The sequence below is a fragment of the Streptomyces sp. NPDC051578 genome, from assembly GCF_044454045.1.
In the GTDB taxonomy this organism is placed as follows: domain Bacteria; phylum Actinomycetota; class Actinomycetes; order Streptomycetales; family Streptomycetaceae; genus Streptomyces.
In genome coordinates this window covers 447,863-465,070 of sequence record NZ_JBITDH010000004.1, presented here as the reverse complement: position 1 = coordinate 465,070, position 17,208 = coordinate 447,863, and the positions used below count along the sequence as shown (strand labels likewise).

General features: G+C 72.4%; 13 protein-coding genes and 1 tRNA gene. 8 read left to right on the top strand and 6 right to left on the bottom strand.

Features of this window, described 5'->3' with window-relative positions; translation table 11 throughout:
• Positions 1 to 28: 28 nt before the first annotated feature.
• Entirely contained in the window at positions 29 to 1,306 is a 1,278-nt protein-coding gene (locus ACIA6C_RS21250; protein WP_399277891.1) for a serine hydrolase domain-containing protein, read from the bottom strand.
• 368 nt (positions 1,307 to 1,674) lie between these two features.
• Here ACIA6C_RS21250 and ACIA6C_RS21245 point away from each other — a divergent pair, with 368 nt between their 5' ends.
• Positions 1,675 to 2,373, top strand: a complete 699-nt coding sequence (locus tag ACIA6C_RS21245) for a response regulator transcription factor (protein ID WP_399277889.1) — start codon at positions 1,675 to 1,677, stop codon at positions 2,371 to 2,373.
• Between the two features lie 70 nt (positions 2,374 to 2,443).
• On the opposite strand, the gene ACIA6C_RS21240 is transcribed toward ACIA6C_RS21245, so the two are convergent.
• A complete protein-coding gene (locus ACIA6C_RS21240) occupies positions 2,444 to 3,241 on the bottom strand; it encodes a UbiA family prenyltransferase (RefSeq protein WP_399277887.1) in 798 nt (265 codons plus the stop codon).
• 318 nt (positions 3,242 to 3,559) lie between these two features.
• On the opposite strand from ACIA6C_RS21240, the gene ACIA6C_RS21235 reads away from it, so the two are divergent.
• The 7 genes from ACIA6C_RS21235 to ACIA6C_RS21205 all read left to right on the top strand — a co-directional run bounded on the left by ACIA6C_RS21235 (position 3,560) and on the right by ACIA6C_RS21205 (position 10,347).
• On the top strand, positions 3,560 to 4,459 hold the full coding sequence (locus tag ACIA6C_RS21235; protein WP_399277885.1) for a YqcI/YcgG family protein: 900 nt from the start codon (positions 3,560 to 3,562) through the stop codon (positions 4,457 to 4,459).
• A 2-nt stretch (positions 4,460 to 4,461) separates the two neighbouring features.
• Positions 4,462 to 5,277, top strand: a complete 816-nt coding sequence (locus ACIA6C_RS21230; RefSeq protein ID WP_399277883.1) for an arginase family protein — start codon at positions 4,462 to 4,464, stop codon at positions 5,275 to 5,277.
• A 223-nt stretch (positions 5,278 to 5,500) separates the two neighbouring features.
• The gene (cysK, locus tag ACIA6C_RS21225) at positions 5,501 to 6,478 is read left to right on the top strand and encodes a cysteine synthase A (RefSeq protein ID WP_361130105.1); all 978 of its coding nucleotides are present in this window, start codon (positions 5,501 to 5,503) and stop codon (positions 6,476 to 6,478) included.
• A 56-nt stretch (positions 6,479 to 6,534) separates the two neighbouring features.
• Complete coding sequence (locus ACIA6C_RS21220) at positions 6,535 to 7,650, top strand: homoserine O-acetyltransferase (protein ID WP_399277881.1); 1,116 nt, start codon at positions 6,535 to 6,537, stop codon at positions 7,648 to 7,650.
• Between the two features lie 28 nt (positions 7,651 to 7,678).
• On the top strand, positions 7,679 to 8,473 hold the full coding sequence (locus ACIA6C_RS21215) for an SDR family oxidoreductase (protein WP_399277879.1): 795 nt from the start codon (positions 7,679 to 7,681) through the stop codon (positions 8,471 to 8,473).
• Between the two features lie 42 nt (positions 8,474 to 8,515).
• A complete protein-coding gene (locus ACIA6C_RS21210; RefSeq protein WP_399277877.1) occupies positions 8,516 to 9,448 on the top strand; it encodes a RimK family alpha-L-glutamate ligase in 933 nt (310 codons plus the stop codon).
• Positions 9,445 to 10,347, top strand: coding sequence for a DMT family transporter (locus tag ACIA6C_RS21205; RefSeq protein ID WP_399277875.1), 903 nt, complete (start codon positions 9,445 to 9,447; stop codon positions 10,345 to 10,347). Before ACIA6C_RS21210 ends, ACIA6C_RS21205 begins: the two co-directional genes overlap by 4 nt.
• A 90-nt stretch (positions 10,348 to 10,437) precedes the next feature.
• On the opposite strand, the gene ACIA6C_RS21200 is transcribed toward ACIA6C_RS21205, so the two are convergent.
• The 4 genes from ACIA6C_RS21200 to tmk form a co-directional block, all read right to left on the bottom strand.
• A tRNA-Thr gene (locus ACIA6C_RS21200) sits at positions 10,438 to 10,511 on the bottom strand.
• Positions 10,512 to 10,626: 115 nt separating this feature from the next.
• Positions 10,627 to 12,180: an alpha/beta hydrolase gene (locus ACIA6C_RS21195; RefSeq protein WP_399277873.1), complete on the bottom strand. Its 1,554-nt coding sequence runs from the start codon at positions 12,178 to 12,180 to the stop codon at positions 10,627 to 10,629.
• Positions 12,181 to 12,341: 161 nt separating this feature from the next.
• Positions 12,342 to 13,553, bottom strand: a complete 1,212-nt coding sequence (locus tag ACIA6C_RS21190; RefSeq protein WP_361130124.1) for a DNA polymerase III subunit delta' — start codon at positions 13,551 to 13,553, stop codon at positions 12,342 to 12,344.
• A 252-nt stretch (positions 13,554 to 13,805) separates the two neighbouring features.
• Complete coding sequence (gene tmk, locus ACIA6C_RS21185) at positions 13,806 to 16,997, bottom strand: dTMP kinase (protein WP_399277871.1); 3,192 nt, start codon at positions 16,995 to 16,997, stop codon at positions 13,806 to 13,808.
• Positions 16,998 to 17,208: the final 211 nt, after the last annotated feature.

The window sequence follows — 17,208 nt, the reverse complement described above, 5'->3', positions numbered from 1 at the left end:
ACTGCTCATCCGGCGGTCGGCTCAGCCCTCAGTGGCCGGTCACCGACTGGGCGGGCAGGTCGAAGACGTGCTCGGGAGTCACCGTCTTGGTGATCGCCTGACCGAACAGGGTGCTGGGCTCCGCACCTTGGTGCGTGATGTCCGTATTGAGCAGTACCACCAGCGTGGCCTGCGGTCCGGGCAGGTAGACGGTCAGGGACTCGTAGCCGGGCAGCGAACCGTTGTGTCCGATCCAGCCTTCGACATTGAAGATGCCGAGTCCGTAGCCGGCGTCCGGGATGTCGCCCGCGTTCAGGACCTTGAGCCGCTGGGCCTGGGTCGACGGCGTCAGCAGTGTGCCGGTGGCCAGCACCTTGGCCCACGTCCGCAGGTCATCGCGGTCGGAGATCATCGCTCCGGCGGCCCAGCCCCAGGAGGGGTTCCAGTCCGCCGCGTCCTCCGTCTTACCGGAGGCGGTCTGGTTCGTGTAGCCCTGGGCGTGCGGCTTCGGGAACTCCGCGCCGGTGGGGAAGAGCGTGTGGTGCAGCCCTGCGGGTTCGATCACGTTGTGCTGGATGTAGTCGGCGAGCTTGTCCCCGCTGGCCTTCTCCACCACCAGTCCGAGCAGGATCAGGTTGGTGTTGCAGTAAGAGAATGTGGCGCCTGGCGCGAACAGCACCGGGTGTTTGAAGGAGTATCCCAGCAGTTCCCGCGGGGTGAACGGACGCCTGGGGTTGGTGGTCAGGGCCTTGAAGAAGCCCGGGTCCTCGGAGTAGTTGAAGAGACCGCTGCGCATCTCGGCGAGCTGGCGCAGGGTGATCCGGTCCCCGTTGGGGACTCCGGATACGTACCTGCCGATGTGGTCGTCGAGCCTGACCTTGCCCGCGTCGACCAGCTTGAGCAGGGCGGTCACCGTGAACGTCTTGGTCTCGCTGCCGATCCGCATGTTCAGATCCGGTGTCATCGGCGCACCGGTCGCCTTGGCGGCCACGCCGAAGGCCCGCTCGTAGGTGCCCTTGCCGGGTGCCGACAGGGAGACGATCACCCCGGGGACCTGGGCTTCCTTCATCACCTTCTGGATGGCCGCGTCCAACTGCCGCGCCACGGCGGGGGTCAGTTGTGCGAACTCGTCGGAAGCCGAAGGCGAGGGCTGCGACGAAGGGGCGGCAGGCCGGGCGGCAGTGGCCGGGCGCTGTTCCGCGCTACGGGTCACGGACGCGGAAGTGGCGGCCGTGTCCCAGGCGTACCCGGCGCTCACGCCGAGCGGAACCACCACGAGCCCCACCGCGGCCGCTCCGACCGCCGCACCGCGCCACCGTTTCGTCATGCCAGGCCTCCTACCACGAGACCCCCGAGCACCACCAACCCAAGCTAGCCCCACATCCCCCGACGCGGCGACCGGAACCAGCCACCCAGGCGCCGCGACGGCCGCTCCCGGGCCCGCGCGGAACAGCGGCCGCACCCCGCTCCGACGAGGCCCAACAGAGCTGCGGCGGGGCGAGTTCGGGGTACGTGCCGCCGGCCCACACCTGGGCCCTCGGCCAGCAACGACTACGTGCAGTGACCCCTGATCCCACCAATTGGATCTTCCCTTTCGGGCACACCGCTCGGATGTTAGCTTGCCCACGCCATCACACGGAGAGCGTCGCCCGGGACCGGGCGGCCACGACGCTTCGTGGCCGGAAGGAGACACCAGTGGGTCATCAGGCGGCTGCTCAGCAGCTCCGTGCAGCCACACCGGAGATCATCGAGGCGTACTGGGCGGCACTGGGAAGACTCGGCAGCCCACTGGTGTCCCGCGAGGACATCTGGCGGCAGTGCCGCCACCAGGCGCAGAACATCGTGGCCGAGTGCGCGCAGACGCTTGAGGGCGGCGAGCACGCGGAGCTGCCGGGGGTGCGGGAGTACTCCCGGTTGCTGGGGGCCCACCGCGTCGTCCAGCAGGTTCCGGTTTCCGAGTCGGTGCGCGCGGCCGAGGTGCTGTGGCAGGCGATGCAGGTCGCGGTCGCGCAGGCCGTCGAGCTGGTGCCGGCCGAGCAGCGGCACGCGGCGGCCCAGACGGTGAGCACCGCGTTCCGGGCCGCTGCCGGGAGCCGCCTTTACCAGGGGATCCGGGGGTACGAGGAAGCCCAGCGGCCGGCCGCGGCCGAAGCGCCGGAACCAGGGACCTCAACTCCGGTGGACTCCGGGGACGCGCAGGCACTCGACCTGCTGACGCTGCGGGAGCGGCAGATCCTGGAGGCGGTCCGGGCGGGCCTGACGAACCGCCTCATCGGTCGCCGGTTCGAGATCAGCGAGGCGACCGTCAAACGGCACCTGCACAACGCGTACCGCAAGCTCGGTGCCAGCTCCCGGGTCCAGGCACCCAACAAGGCCTTCCCCGTACAGGGTTGACCCCACCCCCCCGACCGCCGCTCATCTCGTTCCTCGCCGCCCACCGCCGCTCACCACCGCCCACCGCCGCTCACCCCGCGGCGAAGGCGCCCAGTACGAGCAGGTTCGCGGCGTACTGCGTGACCATGAACGCCCTGTAGGCACCCCTGCGTTGCGTCCGATCGGCGCTTTCCCGCCGGGCATCGCGCACCACCCGGTCGACGACCCACACCGCCCCGACCGCGACCGGCACCACCCCCACCAGAGCGAGCGGCGCCCACAAGGCAGCCGCCGCCGTCCCGGCCGCGCCGACCAGCACCGCGCCCGCCACGGCCAACGCCCGCGCCGCCGCCTCGCCGTGGATGACCGCCACCGTACGCCGACCCCCCGCCGCGTCCCCGCCGACGTCCCCCAGGTCCTTGACCAGGGAGCCGACCAGGGCCATCCAGGCCGCCATCACGCAGCCGAACACCCCGCCCGTCGCCGTCCATCCGGACCCGGACGCCGCGACGCCGGCCGCGTACGAGGTCGCGCCCAGGCCGAACACCACCACCGCGCAGAGCACGCTCGACTGCTTCGCCCGCACCGGCGGGGCCGAGTACGCCCAGCCGAGCAGCAGGAACCCCACCACCCAGCCGAACACCCCTGCCCCGGCCGCCCCTGCGAGCACCAGCGCCGCAGCGGCCAGCAGGGCCGTGACGGCCGCCGCGGTGGGGACCGGCAGGTCGCCCCGGGCAATCGGGCGCCGGGAGCTGTTCGCCCGGTCCTCCCGTACGTCCGTCACACCGTTGAGCAGGTACGCGCAGGCCACGGCGCACCACCAGGCCGCCAGGCCGAGCACGGTCCGGCCCGTGACCTGCGGCAGCCCGGCGGCGGACACCGTCCCCACGACGAACCTCAGCAGGAAGACCAGCTGTACCGAAGGGCGTGCCTCTGCCCAGCACAGACGTGCCGCATTCGCCGCGGTACGCCATCGGAGACCCGGAATGCGAGCCGTGACGGGAACGCTCAGGTAGCCAGCTGAATTGATCACGGCCGCAGCCTAGGAATGGCCTTCGGCGCATCGCCATACAACCATCGGCGTACGCGGTGTACACCCCCACTGAGCCCTTGGTGGCAATGCGTTGAGATGCCCGGAATTCGTCGGGCACGATGAGGAACGCCGCAGTCCGGTGACGTCGATCCGGACTTCGCGGCGGGGATACGAATGGCACCCGAACCGGAGTCTTCGCCTCCGCGATATTCCCCGAGTCGGCGGAATGGCCCGGAAAAGGAGCGCCGACCCTCTCACCCCCTCATGCGAAACGGCAGGGACCCCGTAGAAATGGATGTTCAGGTGGACAGGTCGCGACAGACCACGAAACTGACCTCCCAGACGCAAGTCCTCGAATGCGGGGAGGGATGGCACAGAGCCGTCTTCGAAGACATCGCATCACGCCTCGACGATCCGGACTTCCCGTGCGTCTTCTCGCGGAACGCGTTCCGGAAGGGTCTCCTGAGGTTCGTCTTCGTGGAGAGCGCCGACCGCGACGGCATGCGGCACCTGGCCGAGGCCCTCACCGAGTACGTCGAGCTGTCCCGGTCCTGGGACGGCCGACTGGACACCGCGTATCCGCTGGTCGTGACGTTCTCGGCCCACGCCGCGACCGCGCACACCGTCGAGGACTACCACTCCTTCGGCTGGCGGGTACTACAGGAACTGCACCACCTCGATCCCGCTCCATGGCCGTCCGACGTCGCGCTCGACCCGGATTCCGCATCGTGGTCCATGTGCTTCAACGGAATGCCGTTGTTCTGCAATATGAGCAGTCCCGCCCACCGCAACCGGCGCAGCAGGAACCTCGGCGGGAATTTCGCCCTCGTCATCAACCCGCGGGAACGGTTCGACGTGTTCGCGGGTGAGACCCCGAGCGGTCGGCAGGTCCGCGCGAACATACGCAAGCGCATCCACAGTTACGACGGCATCCGGCATTCGCCGCAATTGGGCTCGTACGGCGTCGGCGCACTCGAATGGTTCCAGTACGGACTCATCGACGAAAACACCGAACAAAGCGGCACGTGCCCATTCAAGCCCCAGACGGAAATCGAAACGGACAGGAAATCCTGAAAATGATCGACCTCATCGTTTCCCAGGGACGCGTCGCCGACCGGGAACCGCGCATGATCGAGGGCGCCGCCCGCATCGCGCGGGCCCTGGAGAGCCGCTACGGACTCACCGGCCGGTTCATCGGGGAGCCCGCGCCGCCGGCCGATGACGACTGGACCGTCAGCCTCCCGCAGGCCGGCGAGACCCTGACCGGTCTGCGCCGGGCCGTCAGCGAGAGCATCGCGAGCGGCAACCGGACGGTCATGATCTCCAACACCTGCTCGGCGAGCCTCGCCACCCTGCCGGTCGTGGCCCGGGAGCACCCGGACGCCGTAGTGCTCTACATCGACGGGCACGGCGACTTCAACACGCCGGAGACGACCGGCACCGGGTACCTGGGCGGCATGGTCCTCTCCGGTGCGTGCGGGCTCTGGGACAGCGGCCACGGCTCGGGCCTGCGCCCCGCGAAGGCGGTTCTGGTCGGGGCCCGCGACATCGACGAGGCCGAGGGCGAGCTGATCGCGAAGCACGGCGTCCGGGTCATCCCCCCGGCGCAGACCACCGCCGAGAACATCCTGGACGCCGTCGGGGACTCCCCGGTGTGGGTGCACATCGACTGGGACGTGCTCGAACCGGGACACGTACCGGCCGACTACACGGTGCCCGACGGCCTGCTCCCCGAGCAGATCCGGGCCATCTTCGACGCGATCCCGCCGCAGCAGCTCCGTGGGGTCGAACTGGCCGAGTTCAACGCCCCGCTGGACGACGAGCTCAGCGATCAGGCGGTCGAAACCATCCTCGCCATGGTCGCCCCGGCCTTCGAGAACGCCCCGGCCTGACAGGGGCCCGCACCTCCTGCCCCGCACCTTCTGCGAGAACACACCGCGCGCGTCCGGCCGCCGCAATCCCCGGCCGCCGGGCCCCGCGGACCCGCCCCGGCCCCCGGCCCCCGGCCCCGGGGCTCCCGGCTCCCCGCCCCGCCCCGCCCTTCGCCCATCGCCCATCGCCCTTCGCCCCACCGCGTCAGCACCGCTGACTCCACCCGCCCAAGGAGTACCCCCGATGCCCCTCCACGACAGCATCCTCGACACCATCGGCCGCACCCCCATCGTCAGGCTGAACCGCATGTCCCCCGCACACGCCACGGTCTACGTGAAGGTGGAGTCCTTCAATCCCGGCGGCTCGGTGAAGGACCGTCTGGCGCTCTCCGTGGTCCTCGACGCCGAGGCGAAGGGGCAGCTCAAGCCCGGCGACACCATCGTGGAGTGCACCTCCGGGAACGTCGGGATCGCCCTCGCGATGGTGGCCGCGGCCCGCGGCTACCGCTTCGTCGCGGTCATGGGCGACACGTACTCCGCCGAGCGGCGCAAGCTGATCCGGGCCTACGGCGGCAAGGTGCTGCTCTTCCCGGGCCACCTGGGCAGCAGCGGCGGCAACCGGATCGCCGACGAACTCGCCGAGAAGCACGGCTGGTTCCGGGCCAACCAGTTCGACAACCCGGCGAACCCCGCGTACCACCGCGAGACCACCGCCTCGGAGATCCTCGCCGACTTCGCGGGCAAGCGGCTCGACTACTTCGTCACCGGCTTCGGCACCAGCGGCACCCTCACCGGCGTCGGACAGATGCTCAAGGCCGCCCGCCCCGAGGTGCGCATCGTCGCCGCCGAACCGGACAACGCCGCCGTGCTCGCCGGGCAGGAGTGGAACGTCCACCGGATCCAGGGCTGGGCACCCAACTTCGTACCGGGCGTGCTCGACGCCAGCGTCATCGACGAACTGGTCACGGTGGACGAGGTGGAAGGGCGGGACACCGCGCGCAGGCTCGCCGCCGAGGAAGGCATCTTCACCGGCATCTCGGCCGGCGCCACCCTGGCGACCGCACTGCGCGTCGCCGAGACCGCGCCCGCGGGCTCGGTGCTCCTCGCGATGCTCCCGGACACCGGTGAGCGCTACCTCTCCACCTTCCTCATGGAAGGCATGCCCGAGGGATCGGACGACGAGTGGCTCGCCTCCCTGGAGAGCGGTGACGGCGGGGCCTGACCCGGCAGACGGCTCCCTCGCTCGCGGCACACCATCACCTGGCAGGAACCAGACACATGAGGGAATTCATCCCCCCCGCGGCCCGTTTCGCCGACCTCCCCGCGTCGTTCTCCATGCACCGGGGCGGCACGCTGAGCGGCGCGCGCATCGCGTACGAGACCTTCGGACGGCTGTCCCCGGAACGCGACAACGCGGTCCTGATCCTCACCGGTCTCTCGCCCGACGCCCACGCCGCCTCCCACCCCGCGGACACCGACCCCGGCTGGTGGGAAGCCATGGTCGGACCCGGAAAACCCGTCGACACCGATCGCTGGTACGTGATCTGCCTGAACTCCCTGGGCAGTTGCAAGGGCTCCACCGGGCCCGCCTCGATCGACCCCGGCACGGGCCGCCCCTACGGTCCCGGCTTCCCCGAACTGTCGATGGAGGACATCGCCGACTCCGCGGCCCACACGGTGCGCGCCCTGGGCGTCGACCGGTTGGCGTGCGTGATCGGCACGTCCATGGGCGGCATGAGCGCCCTGTCCCTGCTGGCGCGCCACCCGGGCCTGGCCCGCGGCCACATCAACGTCTGCGGTGCGGCCCGTTCGCTGCCGTTCTCGATAGCGATCCGCTCCCTGCAACGCGAGGCGATCCGGTGCGACCCGCACTGGAACGGGGGCCGGTACGACGACGAGAGCTACCCGAGGCGCGGCATGTTCACCGCGCGGAAGCTGGGGATGCTGACGTACCGGTCGGCCCGGGAATGGGACGCCCGGTTCGACCGCGCACGCATCGCGCCGCAGGACCGTACGGACACCGGGCCGTTCGGCCGTGAATTCCAGGTGGAGGAGTACCTGGAGCGCCACGCCCGGCGCTTCGCGCACCGTTTCGACCCCAACAGCTACCTCTGCCTCAGCCGCTGCATGGACCGGTTCGACCTCGGCGAATCCTGCGGCGGCACCACCGACGAGGCCCTCTCCCGCATCCCTCTGGAAAAGGCCCTGGTCATCGGTGTCGAAACCGACATCCTGTTCCCGCTCCGCCAGCAGCGACAGATCGCCGACGGCCTTTGCGCCGGCGGAACGGACGTCGAATTCGTGGCGATGGACTCGCCCGAGGGGCATGACGCCTTCCTCATCGACACCGCCCGTTTCGGCGCACCCGTCGCGAAGTTCCTCACCCTTCTCTAGCCGCCGCCCCCCACTTTTGGAGAACCGCATGCCCGACCCCGTACCCGGCCCCGTACCCGGCTCCGTGACCGATCCCACGCCCGATCCCTCGTCCGGAATCGCCCTGGTCACCGGCGCCAACCGGGGCATCGGCTTCGAGACCGCACGTCAGCTCGCCGCCACCGGCATCCGGGTGCTGCTCGCGGGCCGCGACCGCGAAGCGGTCACCGAAGCCGCGGAGAAGCTGCGCGCCGACGGCCTCGCCGCCGACCCCCTCGTACTCGACGTCACGGACCCGCGCAGCATCCGGGCCGCCGCCTGCGAGGTCGACCGCAACCACGGCCGCCTCGACATCCTGGTCAACAACGCCGGCATCCGGATCGAGGAGTACGGCAGGCAGCCGTCCGAGCAGCCGATGCGGCAGTGGCGCGAGACCTTCGACACCAACCTGTTCGGCGTCGTCGAGGTGACCCGGGCCTTCCTCCCGCTGCTCGCCAGGTCACCGGCGGGACGCATCGTCAACGTGTCCAGTCTGCTCGGCTCGCTGACCAGGCACAGCGACCCCCGGTCGTACGCGTACAGCCCCATGTTCAAATCGCTCCCGGCCTACAGCGCCTCCAAGAGCGCGGTCAATTCGTGGACCGTCCACCTCGCCTACGAACTGCGCGGAACCCCGGTCAAGGTGAACGCCGTGCACCCGGGTTACACCCGGACCGCGATGAATGACGGCGCGGGTGATCTCGACGTCGCGGACGGAGCCAGGACCAGCGTCACGATGGCGCTGCTCGGCGACGACGGCCCCACCGGCACCTACACGCACAGCGGAGAAACCGTCCCCTGGTAGCCGCCCGGCCCTCCCCTCCTCCCCCGAATTGGAGTTCACCCGATGGGCAACCATCTGGCATTGGTCACCGACGAGACCAGCATTGCCATCGACTACGACATGCCGCTGCTGCTCGACGCCTGCCGGGAAGAGGGCATCAGAGCCGAGATATGTTCCTGGCGCGATCCGGACATCGAATGGGACCGCTTCGACGCCGTCCTGCTCCGCTCCCCGTGGAGCTACGTGGAAAGCCTTCCGCAGTTCCTGGACTGGTGCGAGTACGTCACCGACGTGACGTACCTGTTCAACCCACTGCCGGTGGTGCGCTGGAACCTCGACAAGCACTACCTGGCCGATCTGGCCGCGGCCGGCGTCCCGGTCGTGCCCAGCGGCTTCGTGGCCCCCGGCGCGGACGCCGCCGCCGCCGTACGCACCTTCCTCGCCCGGCACGAGCAGGCCCGGGAGATCGTGGTCAAGCCGACCGTCGGCGCCTACTCCAAGGACGTGCAACGCTTCCCCCGGTCGTCGCGGGCCGAGGCGGCCGCGTACGTCGCCAAGCTGCTCGACCAGGACCGCCACGTCATCCTGCAGCCCTACCTGGACTCCGTCGACCACCACGGCGAAACCGACCTCATCCACTTCGACGGGGTGTACAGCCACGCCATCCGCAAGCGCGCTCTGCTCCTGGCGGACGGCACCGTCGACGAACCGACCCAGGACGCCCGCACCGCGCGGGACGCCGCCGAGGACGAACGCGCGGTCGCATCCGCCGCGCTGGGCGCCGCGGCCGCACACCTCCAGCTGACGGAACCGCTGCTCTACGGCCGCGTCGACCTCATCCGCGACGCCGACGCGAAACCCCTGGTCCTCGAACTGGAGCTTTGCGAGCCTTCGTTCAGCATGTCGTTCTCGGAACCCTCCGCCAGGCGATTCGCGCAGGTCATCGCAGTACGGCTCGAAGAAATCTCCCGCAACCGCACGAACGGACAGTCATGACGGCTCAACAGGGTTCCCTCGCCCCCCTCACCACCCCCGCGGTCTCCAGCGGCACCCTCTACGCGGCGCTCGGAGTGCTCAGCTTCTCCTTCAGCTTCCCCGGAACGATGTGGGCGCTGGACGGGTTCGGGCCGTGGAGCGCCATCGGCGTCCGCGGTGTGCTGGCCGCGCTCATCGCCGCCGCCGCGCTCCTACTGACCCGGGCGCCGCTGCCGGCCCGCGGGGACTGGCCCGCACTCGCCGTCGTCGCGGGCGGCTGCGCCGTCGGCTTCCCCCTCCTGACCACGCTCGCCCTGCAGACCTCGTCCACCGCCAACTCGGCGGTCGTGATCGGCGCCCTGCCGATGGCCACGGCCGTGTTCTCCGCCGTCCTCACCCGGCGCAGCCCGTCGAAGGTCTTCTGGGCCGCGGCCGGCGTCGGTGCGGCGACCGTCATCGTCTACACGCTCTCGCAGAACCACGGCCGGCCGACCGTCGCGGACCTCTACCTCTTCGGCGCCCTGCTGGTCTGCGCGGCCGGCTACGCCCAGGGCGGCCGGCTCTCCGCCCGCATGCCGGGCTGGCGCGTCATCGCCTGGGGCGTGGTCCTCGCCGCCCCCGTCAACCTCGCCGTGGCCCTGTGGGCCCTCCCCCACGAGCCCGTCCACCTCACCGCGAAGGCCGTGGTCGGCATGGCCTACATCGCCGGTATCTCGCAGTTCGGCGGCTTCGTCGTCTGGTACAAGGGCATGGGCCTCATCGGCGTGGCGCGCGCCAGCCAGCTCCAGCTGGCCCAGCCCCTGCTGACGCTGGTGTGGGCGGTACTCCTGCTCGGCGAACACATCACCTGGGCCGTCCCCCTCACAGCGGCCATCGTCCTCACCTGCATCGTGACCACCCAGCGCGCCCGCACCTCCTGACCCCCCACCCCGGCGGGCGCCCCACCCGGGGCCCCGCCGGACATAGCAAAAGCCCCAGGTCACGGCGAGTGAGTCCTGGGGCTTCCACAGAGCCGCCTTCGGGATTCGAACCCGAGACCTACGCATTACGAGTGCGTTGCTCTGGCCAACTGAGCTAAGGCGGCACCGCTGGATCGACAAGAATTCCCCCGGAGAGGTGCTCTCATCAGCAGCGGCGCCAAGTCTACAGGGTTGAACGGGGTGCCCCGAACCGGGTTGTGCGGACGGGGGTGGCGGGGGTCAGCAGCGCTTGGCCGGGGGTGGCGGGGTGCCGTCCAGGAGGTAGCGGTTGATCGCCGTGTCGACGCAGTCGCTGCCGCGCCCGTACGCGGTGTGGCCGTCGCCGTCGTAGGTCAGCAGGGTGCCCGAGTCGAGCTGGTCGGCGAGGCCCTTGGCCCACTTGTACGGGGTCGCCGGGTCGCGCGTGGTGCCGACGACCACGATCGGCGCGGCGCCCTTCGCCGTCAGCCGGCCCGCGGCGCCGGTGGCCTGGACCGGCCAGTACGCGCAGTTCAGCGAGGCCCAGGCCAGCCCGGCCCCGAAGACCGGCGAGGCCTTCTCGAAGGACGGCAGTGCGGCCTCGACCGCCGCCGGCCCGGTGAAGGCCGGGGGCTGGTCCAGGCAGTTCACGGCGGCGTTCGCGAACATCAGGTTCGCGTACTTGCCGTCCGGCTCCCGCTCGTAGTAGCTGTCGGCGAGGGCCAGCAGGCCCGAGCCGTCGCCGCCCAGCGCCGACGTGAGCGCCTCGCGCAGCTGCGGCCAGGCGCTCTCGTCGTACAGCGCAGCGATCACCCCGGTCGTCGCCAGGGACTCGCCGAGCGGCCGGGCCGCGTCGCCCGTGGGCAGGGGCTGGGCGTCCACCTTGCGGAAGAACTCCTCCAGCCGCTGCGCCACCGCAACCGGTGAGCCCTTGCCGAGCGGGCAGCCGGGCTGCTTCGCGCAGTCTTTGGCGAAGGAGCGGAAGGCCGTCTCGAAGCCCTCCGTCTGGTCCCGGTTCATCTCCAGCGCGGACCGGGAGGGGTCCATCGCACCGTCCAGGACGAGCCGGCCCACACGGCCGGGGAAGAGGTTCGCGTACGTCGCGCCGAGGAAGGTGCCGTACGAGGCGCCGACGTACGTGAGCTTCTCGTCGCCCAGCACCGCACGCAGCATGTCCATGTCCCGCGCCGCGTCCACGGTCCCGACGTGCGGCAGGATCCGCCGCGAGTGCGTCTCGCAGCCCGCCGCGAACTCCTTGAACGCCGCCACCAGCGCCGCCTGCTCGGCCTTGTCGTCGGGCGTCTGGTCCACCTGGGTGTACTTGTCCATCGCCGGGCCGGACAGGCACTCGACGGGCGTGCTGCGGTCCACCCCGCGCGGGTCGAAGGACACCATGTCGTACTGGGCGCGGACCGCTGCCGGGTAGCCGATGCCCGCGTACGCCTGGAGGTACCCGATCCCCGACCCCCCGGGCCCGCCCGGGTTGACCACCAGGGAGCCCAGCCGCTTACCGGGGCCCGTCGCCACCCGCCGGGCCACCGCCACGTCGATCGCCTGGGCCGAGCCGGGAGTTCCCGGGTCCGCGTAGTCCAGGGGGGCCTTCATCGTCGCGCACTGGAAGCCGGGCACACCGCACTCGCGCCAGCTCAGCTTCTGCTCGTAGTACGGACGCAGCGCCGCCGGTACGGTGCCCGGCGCGGCCGGGGACGCGGAGGCCCGGGGCTCCCCCAGTCCACCGGAGGTGCACCCGGAGAGCAGCAGCCCGGCAGCTGCGATCACGGTTCCGGTCGTACGCAGCAGGCGGCTGGTGTCCATGCGGCGAGCCTACGACCTGCCGGTCACCCCGGACGGCGCCGCGACGGCCACGGCGCCCACCCGCAGGCCGCCCAGCGCCCGGCCCCGCAGGGGGAAGGGGACTCGCCGGGACGGCAGCGCCGGACCCCTCGTACGGGTGAACACGTCAACGGAGGGCGTGCTCAGCCCGCCCGCAGCGCCATCGTCATGGCCTCCACCGCGAGGAGCGGGGCCACGTTCCGGTCGAGGGCGTCGCGGCACGCGATGATCGCCTCGATCCGCCGCAGGGTCCGCTCGGGGCCCGAGGCGCGGGCGATCCGCTCCAGGTCCGCCCGTATCTCCTCGTTCGCGATGGCCAGGTCAGAGCCGAGCTGGAGGGCCAGCACGTCCCGGTAGAAGCCGGTGAGGTCGATCAGTGCCAGGTCGAGGCTGTCGCGCTGGGTCCGGGTACGACGGCGCTTCTGCCGGTCCTCCAGCTCCTTCATCACGCCCGCCGTACCGCGCGGCATCCGGCTGCCCGCGCCCGCCCCGGCGCCGAGCGCGGCCCGCAGCTCCTCGGTCTCCTTGGTGTCGACCTCCTCCGCGACCTGCTTGGCGTCCTCGGCGGCGGCGTCGACGAGCTCCTGGGCGGCTTTCAGGCAGCCGCCCACATCGTCCACGCGCAGCGGGAGCCGCAGCACGGTGGCGCGGCGCGACCTGGCGGCCTCGTCGGTCGCCAGCCGGCGGGCCCGGCCGATGTGGCCCTGGGTCGCCCGGGCGGCGGCAGCGGCGACGGCGGGTTCGATGCCGTCGCGCCGCACCAGCACATCGGCGACGGCGGCGACCGGCGGCGTACGCAGCGTCAGGTGCCGGCAGCGCGAGCGGATGGTGGGCAGCACGTCCTCCAGGGAGGGCGCGCACAGCAGCCACACCGTCCGCGGAGCGGGCTCCTCCACGGCCTTGAGCAGCACGTTGCCCGCGCCTTCGGTGAGCCGGTCGGCATCCTCCAGGACGATGACCTGCCAGCGCCCGACAGCGGGCGAGAGCTGGGCCCGGCGGACCAGGTCCCGGGTCTCCTTCACACCGATGGACAGCAGATCGGTGCGGACGATCTCCACATCGGCGTGCGTCCCGACGAGGGTGGTGTGGCAGCCCTCGCAGAAGCCGCAGCCCGGCTCTCCCCCGAGGGCGCGGTCGGGGCTGGTGCACTGGAGGGCGGCCGCGAAGGCGCGGGCGGCAGTGGACCGGCCGGAGCCGGGCGGCCCCGTGAACAGCCAGGCGTGGGTCATCTTGGACGCGGCCGGGGGCGGCACTCCGTCCGAGACGGCCGTGACCAGGGCGTCCGCATCACGGGCTGCGGCGGCGAGCTGCGCCTGCACTCGATCCTGGCCCACCAGGTCGTCCCATACGGGCATCCCGCCCACCGCCCTTCCTCGTCCGTGCCGTGCCGTCCCCGGCCGTGCGTGCGTGTTCGTGTTCGCGTGCCTACCCGGGTGACTGTCCGGCCCTGTTCACATTCCCTGTCCACATTGTGGCCGTAGCCACTGACAACGACCGACGACCCGGCTCCGGGGGCCCGGCACCGACACGCACCGGTGCCGGCGCGCACCGGCACCGACGCGCGCCGGGACCGAAACCGCGGCGGCGGAAACCCGGCCCGGCCCCGCTCAGCGGCGACGGCGCGGGCGGTCGTCGTCGCCGTCGTCGTCCGGGCGCGACCCCAGCAGTTCGTCGGCCAGGGTCGGCAGATCGTCCAGCGGGGTCGTCTCGGCCCACTCCGAGGGGGCCCGGCGCGGCCGGCCGTCCTCGTCCAGGGCCGGGAGCTCGCGCGTCACGTCGTTCCCGGCGTCGCGGAACACATCCGCAGGCACCCGGTCCGCCGGACTTTCCTGCGAGTGGCGGGCGGTGGGGCGCGACGCGGACGGGGCAGCGGAACCCGACGGGGCCGACGGGGCACGCCCCGTACCGGCGGGCCGGTCCCGGCGCGGGTCCTCGGGACGGACCGGCGGCAGTACGGAGGTCTCCGCCGCCGGGTCCACCTTCGGGACCGGCACCGTCTGCGTGACGTCGTCGGGCTGTACGACCCGCTTGACCACCGGGGTTTCGACCGTGACGGCATCGTCCGGATGCGGCTGCCGCGACCGCGGCTGCTCGGGCTCCTTGCGCATGGAGACGGCGGGAGCCGCGGGGGCGACGGGAGGCGCGGGGTCCACAGGGGCCGCGGGAGCCGCCTCGGGGCGGGGCTGCGCAGCCGACCGGGCAGCAGCGGCGGCAGCCGCCGCGGCCGCCGACGCCTCCGCGAGGCGGCGTGCCTCCTCGGCCCGCAGCAGGGCTTCCTCCGCCCGCCGCTGCCTCTCCAGCCGCCGCTCCTCCGCCTCGGCCCGCAGCCGGGCCTCTTCCTCGGCCTGGGCACGCAGCCGCTCCGCTTCCGCGGCGCGGACCCGCTCCTCGGCCTCCTCACGCAGGCGCGCGGCCTCGGCCCGGGCGCGGGCCTCCTCCTCGGCGCGCAGCCGCTCCTCCTCCGCCTTGCGGGCGGCCTCGGCCTCGGCCTTGATCCGGGCGGCCTCGGCCTCACGGGCCAGGCGGGCTTCCTCCTCAGCCCGCAGCCTGGCCTCCTCCGCCTTGCGCGCCGTCTCTTCCTCGGCCTTGCGCCGGGCCTCCTCCTCGGCGAGCCGGCGGGCCTCGGCCCGGGCGGCGATCTCGGCCTCGGAGAGCGGGAGCATCCGGTCCAGCCGGTGCCGTACGACCGTGGTCACCGAGCCGGGCTCCTGGCCGGCGTCGACCACCAGGTAGCGCCCGGGGTCGGCCGCGGCCAGCGTCAGGAACCCGGCCCGCACCCGCTGGTGGAACTCCGTCGGCTCCGACTCCAGCCGGTCCGGCGCCTCGGTGAACCGCTCCCTGGCCGTCTCCGGCGACACGTCGAGCAGCACGGTCAGGTTCGGTACCAGCCCGCCCGTGGCCCAGCGGGAGATACGGGCGATCTCGGTCGGGGACAGGTCGCGCCCGGCGCCCTGGTAGGCCACGGAGGAGTCGATGTAGCGGTCGGTGATGACCACCGCGCCGCGTTCCAGGGCGGGCCGGACCACCGTGTCCACGTGCTCCGCCCGGTCGGCGGCGTACAGCAGCGCCTCGGCGCGGTGGGACAGCCCGGCGGAGGAGACGTCCAGCAGGATGGCGCGCAGCCGCTTGCCGACCGGCGTCGCCCCGGGCTCGCGCGTCACGACGACCTCGTGGCCCTTGCCCCGTATCCAGTCGGCCAGCGCCTCCACCTGCGTGGACTTGCCGGCGCCGTCACCGCCCTCCAGAGCGATGAAGAATCCGGTCGCCGACGGGGCCTGTACCGGCTCCCCGCCGCGCAGCGCCTCGCGCAGGTCACGGCGCAGCGGCACACCCGCGCGGTCGTCGGCCTTCGCCAGCACGAGCACCGCGACCGGCAGCAGCAGCGCGCCGACCAGCATCAGGGTGAACGAGGCGCCCCCGTGGGCGAACACGACCCGGCCGCCGCCCAGCCGGTGCGGACCGATGGCCGCGGCGAGCACGGGCGCGAGGACGGCCCCGACGGCGACGGCGACCCGGACGACGGCCTGGAGGTGCTCGGTGACCCGCGCCCGGCGGAACTCCTCGGTCTCCTGGTCGAGCAGGATGTGCCCGGTACGGGCGGCCACCCCCGCCGCCAGACCGGCCGACAACGACAGGAACAGCACGGTCGCCGTGTCGGAGACCAGCCCGGCCAGCAGCAGCGCGAACCCCGCCACCGCTATGGCGAGCGCCAGCAGTCGGCGCCGCGACAGCCCCGGCAGCACCTTGCCGGACTGCGCGGCACGGATGCCCAGACCGGTGCCGCCGACCAGGGCGAGGACCAGCAGCGCGTACGAGGAAGGGCCACCACCGAGGTCGAAGGCGTGCAGCACCGCCACGGAGGCGGCGCAGGCCACCGCCGCGGCAACGGCCGCGCAGGCCGTCACGAGCAGCGCGATGGCCCCCGTACGGCCCTTCTCCGGCCGGTCCCCCGCCTTGGGCGCGCGCAGCCCCTCCAGCGGTGACCTCGGACGCGGCGCCTTCACCTCGGGTAGCACCAGCGGCAGCAGCAGGGAGACGGACGCGGCGAACAGGCCGGCGGCGACGTACGAACCCAGCGCCGCCTCGTTCTCGGCGAACCACTCCACGCCCAGGCCGAGGGCCCGCCCTACCAGGCTCGTGGCCAGCAGCACCGCCGCGGCTACGGGCATCGCCGCGAATCCCGTACGCAGCGTCAGGCGGCGCAGTGTGTCCAGGTGGTCGGGGAGCGGCCGTACGGTCGCACCCTCCGGCGGCGGCGCGGGCAGCAGCGCGGGAGCGGCGCTCTCCTTCGCCAGCGTCCACAGCCGCTCGGCGGCACCGGAGGCGAAGACGGTGGCCAGCAGCGCGGTCACGGCCTGCGCCGGGATCCAGTCGAGCCAGAGCGGGGCGACGACGAACAGTGCTATCCGCACCCCGTCGGCGCCGACCATCGTCCAGCGACGGTCCAGCCTGCCGCCGGGGGCGGTCAGCTTGGACAGCGGGCCGAGGAGCACGGCGCCGAAGAGCAGCGCGGCCAGGATCCGGACCCCGAAGACGGCGGCGACGGCGAAGGCGGCACCGCGGTAGCCGCCGCCGAAGGCCTCCTCGGAGACGGCGGCCTGGAGCGTCAGCAGCACCAGCGTCAGCAGGGCGAGGGCATCGCCGATGCCGCTCACCAGCTGGGCGCTCCACAGTCTGCGCAGCCGGGGTGTGCGCAGCAGGGCGCGGACCGCTCGCTCCCGGGAGTCGGCGGCTAGGGCTTCGTCGTAGGGGGGGTTCTCGGAGGCGGTCACGACCGGTGGCTGCTCGGCTCGCGTCATCCGCCCAGCCTATCCGCTGCGCTTGGCGGCCGCGGAGCCTGTGGATAACCCCCGGCCGGGCCCGGCCGGGGCCGCGGCGGCCGCCGTGTCCGGCCGGGGATGCGGGGCTTCGCCCCGCGCCCCCGTGCCCTGCCCCGGGCTCGGGGCGGCCGGGGCGGCTTGCCGCTGTGCGGAACCGTCCCCTACCCGCCCTTCCACCGTTCCCCGGGCT